2 protein-coding genes are annotated in these 3,446 nt (G+C 71.8%); both read right to left on the minus strand.

Annotated elements, in window-relative coordinates; translation table 11 throughout:
• Nucleotides 1-186: 186 nt before the first annotated feature.
• The gene (locus ACFXGX_RS43060; RefSeq protein ID WP_384803914.1) at nucleotides 187-1,245 is read right to left on the minus strand and encodes a BMP family protein; all 1,059 of its coding nucleotides are present in this window, start codon (nucleotides 1,243-1,245) and stop codon (nucleotides 187-189) included.
• Nucleotides 1,246-1,655: 410 nt separating this feature from the next.
• Complete coding sequence (locus ACFXGX_RS43065) at nucleotides 1,656-2,879, minus strand: M20 family metallopeptidase (protein ID WP_384803917.1); 1,224 nt, start codon at nucleotides 2,877-2,879, stop codon at nucleotides 1,656-1,658.
• Nucleotides 2,880-3,446 lie beyond the last annotated feature (567 nt).

Here is a 3,446-nt window from a genome sequence, read left to right on the forward strand (position 1 = left end):
ACGCCAGGATCGGCGGCTTCTGTGCGGGACCGTGAGGCAGCTCCGCCCCCGCGCCGCGCGGCCCGGCGCCCGCGCCCGGCCCCCCCCCCCCCCCCGCGGTACTTCGTTCGTGTGCGCCCGCCCGGTGGGGGCGGAGGGGGACCGGAGGCGGGCCGGGCCCGCCGCGGTCACCCGCCGTTCACGCGACTACGAGGTCTTGACCTTGATGTCGCCGGCGATGATGGCGGCCTTCGCCTTGGCAACGGCGTCGGTGAGACCGGCGATCTGCGCCATCTTCGGGTTGCTGTCGGCGAGGCCGACACCGTTCACCTTGAGGTCGAAGGTCTGCGTGCCGGTCAGCGGCTTGCCGTCGTGGACCGACTTGGACAGCGTGAAGACCGCGCCGCCGACGTCCTTGAGCGCGGAGGTCAGGATCTTGTCCTTGTACGCCGCCAGCGCTTCCTGCTTGTACTGGTCGGAGTCGACGCCGATCGCCCACACGCCCGCCTTGGAGGCGGCCTCGATGACACCCTGGCCGGAGAGACCTGCGGCGGCGTACAGGACGTCGGCACCCTTCTCGATCTGGCCCTCGGCGGCGGCCTTGCCCTTGTCGGGGCTGGAGAAGCCACCCTCGGCGGCGGTCTGCGTCAGGTACTGCGAGAGGACCTTCACGCCGGGCTTGGTGTCCTTGACGCCCTGCGTGTAGCCGGCCTCGAACTTGTGGATCAGCGGAACGTCCACACCACCGATGAAGCCGACCGTGTTGCTCTTGGTGGCCTTGGCGGCGGCGACACCGGCGAGGTAGGAGGACTCCTGCTCGGCGAAGACCAGGGAGGCGACGTTCTTGCCGTTGACGACCGAGTCCACGATGCCGAAGGTGGTCTTCGGGAACTTCGCGGCGGCCTTCTCCAGCGCGGGACCGTAGGCGAAGCCGATGCCGATGACGGGGTTGTAGCCCTGCTTGGCGAGGGACTCCAGACGCTGCTGCTTGTCGGCGTCGGTCTCGTTGTCGGTGGGCTCGACGTCGGCCGTCTGGTAGCCGAACTCCTTCTTCGCCTTCTCCAGGCCCGCGAACGCGGCGTCGTTGAAGGACTGGTCGCCCTTGCCGCCGACGTCGTACGCGATGGCGAGGCCCTTGCCGCCACCGCTCTCGCTGCTGTTGCTGCTGCTGTTGCTGTCGCTGCTGGTGCCGCCGCAGGCGGTGGCGGCGAGTGCGAGCGACGCGACCCCCACCGCGATGCGGGTCAGGCTGGCAATCCGACGCATCTGAAGCTCCCCATTCTCCAAAGCCCCGCAGTGGGTGCTGAGTTCGGCGCACATTAACGCGCGTAGACCGTCCAGGGAACGGGGTTCCGCCTGGCCGTTATCCATTCGTGCCGATGGCCGGTTACGTCCTTGTGAACCATGCGGCCGAAAGGCGTGTTCGGGGACGCAGTGACCGTCGCGCACCTCACGCGGCGAATCCGGGTACCGGACCCCAGGTGACGGAGCGGGTGGTCACTGCTCCACAAAGTGACTGTTGTCGAGGAACTGCCGACCACGCTACTGCCGGGGCGTGGGGGACGCGACCGGAGTTCACCCGGCCGCGTCCGTCGCCTGTCCGGGGCCCGGGAGGGGTGGCCCGGCGGCCCCGGGACGGCTGGACCGACGGCCCTGGGAGGGGCCGGCCCGGCAGCCTAGGAGGGGGGCTGGTCCAGGAGGGCCGCGGCGGTGAACATCTCGACGCCGACCGTGATCGCGTGCTCGTCGGCGTCGAAGTCGCCCCGGTGCAGATCGCGGGTGGTGCGGTCGCCGGGGCGTCGCACCCCGAGCCGGGCCATCGCGCCGGGCACGTGCTCCAGATACCAGGAGAAGTCCTCGCCGCCGAGGCTCTGCTCAGTGTCCTCGATGGACTGCGCGCCGCGCCGGGCGGTCATGGCGTCGCGGAGCAGTTCGGTGACGCCCGGGTCGTTGACGACCGGCGGGACGCCCCGGATGTAGTTGATCTCGGACTTGGCGCGGTAGAGGTTCGCGATCTCGTCGATGGCCGCGTGGACGAGGTCGGGCGCGGCCCGCCAGGCGTCGAGGTCCAGGCAGCGGATCGTCCCGGACAGTTCGGCGTGCTGGGGGATCACGTTGCACGCGTGGCCCGACTCGATGCGTCCCCAGGTCACCGCGAGCCCGCTGCGGGCGTCCACGCGCCGGGCGACGAGCGCCGGCACATCGGTGACGACCCGCGCGGCGGCGGTGACGAGGTCGGTGGTGAGGTGGGGGCGCGCGGTGTGGCCACCCGCGCCGTCGAGCGAGACTTCGAGCCGGTCGCACGCCGAGGTGATGGCGCCGTGCCGCAGTCCGATGCGCCCCGCGTCGACCCTCGGGTCGCAGTGCACGCCGACGATCCGCCCGACTCCTTCGAGCACGCCCGACTCGATCGCGTCCGGGGCGCCGCCGGGCAGCACCTCCTCGGCAGGCTGGAAGATCAGCCGGACACGCCGGGGCAGCAGGCCCTGGGCGTGCAGGTCGGCGAGGACGAGACCGGCGCCGAGCACGACCGTGGTGTGGACGTCGTGGCCGCAGGCGTGGGCACGGTCGGGCACGGTCGAGCGGTACGCGCAGTCACTCTTCGTGTCCGGGATGGGCAGCGCGTCGATGTCGGCGCGCAGTGCCAGCATGGGGCGTACGTCGTCGGCGTCCCCGATGTCACAGATGAGGCCGGTCCCGATGGAGAGGACCCGCGGCTGGAGGCCCGCCTGCTCCAGGCGCGCCTTGATCGCCGCGGTGGTGCGGAACTCCTGGTTGCCGAGCTCCGGGTGCATGTGCAAGTCGCGGCGGAACGCGACAAGTTCGGCGCGCAGTGCCTCGGGCAGCGCGCCCGGGAGCAGCGGCTCCCCGGGGAGATCGGCCTCGGACTCTCGGGACATCAGTTGGTTCACCCTTTGAAGGGTAGGACGATCGGGCGGCCAACTAACCCACGATCAACAAAAGTTCAGCCCGTTAGGGGAAGAAAATCTGACCGCGCGGCGCATGGTCGGCTACGAGGATGGGTAGACTCGCCCGGCTCTTCGGGCGTTTGGATCTTGAACGGGTGCGGGTGACCGGCTGTGATCCGACTCGTCGGCGGCGTCCGCCGATGTGCACCGGAGAAGGCCCGGGGTTCCCGGGCTCATTCCCCTTCTTGGTCTCCACGGTCTCACACCGACGCGCCCGGATCCCGGCGAGCGCACCGTCTCCGGCCTTTTCGGGTCACGTTCCGTCATGAGGGGGCCCGGCGTGTCGGCGTCGGCTCCGGTGCCGGGCGGACACCGCGGGCCCGGGCCGGGCGGGACCGTTCGCGCTCCCGGCACGGGCGGGTCGCGGGGCCGCGTCGACCGGCCCGGGTGACCGGCCCGGGTGACCGGCCCGGGTGGCGGGGCCGGGTCCGCCGGCCCCGGTGGCGGGCCCGCGTCGGCGCGCGTGGGGCGGCGCGGGCGCACCGGCGCGGGCCGGGC

The organism is Streptomyces sp. NPDC059371, from assembly GCF_042751995.1.
GTDB lineage: Bacteria > Actinomycetota > Actinomycetes > Streptomycetales > Streptomycetaceae > Streptomyces.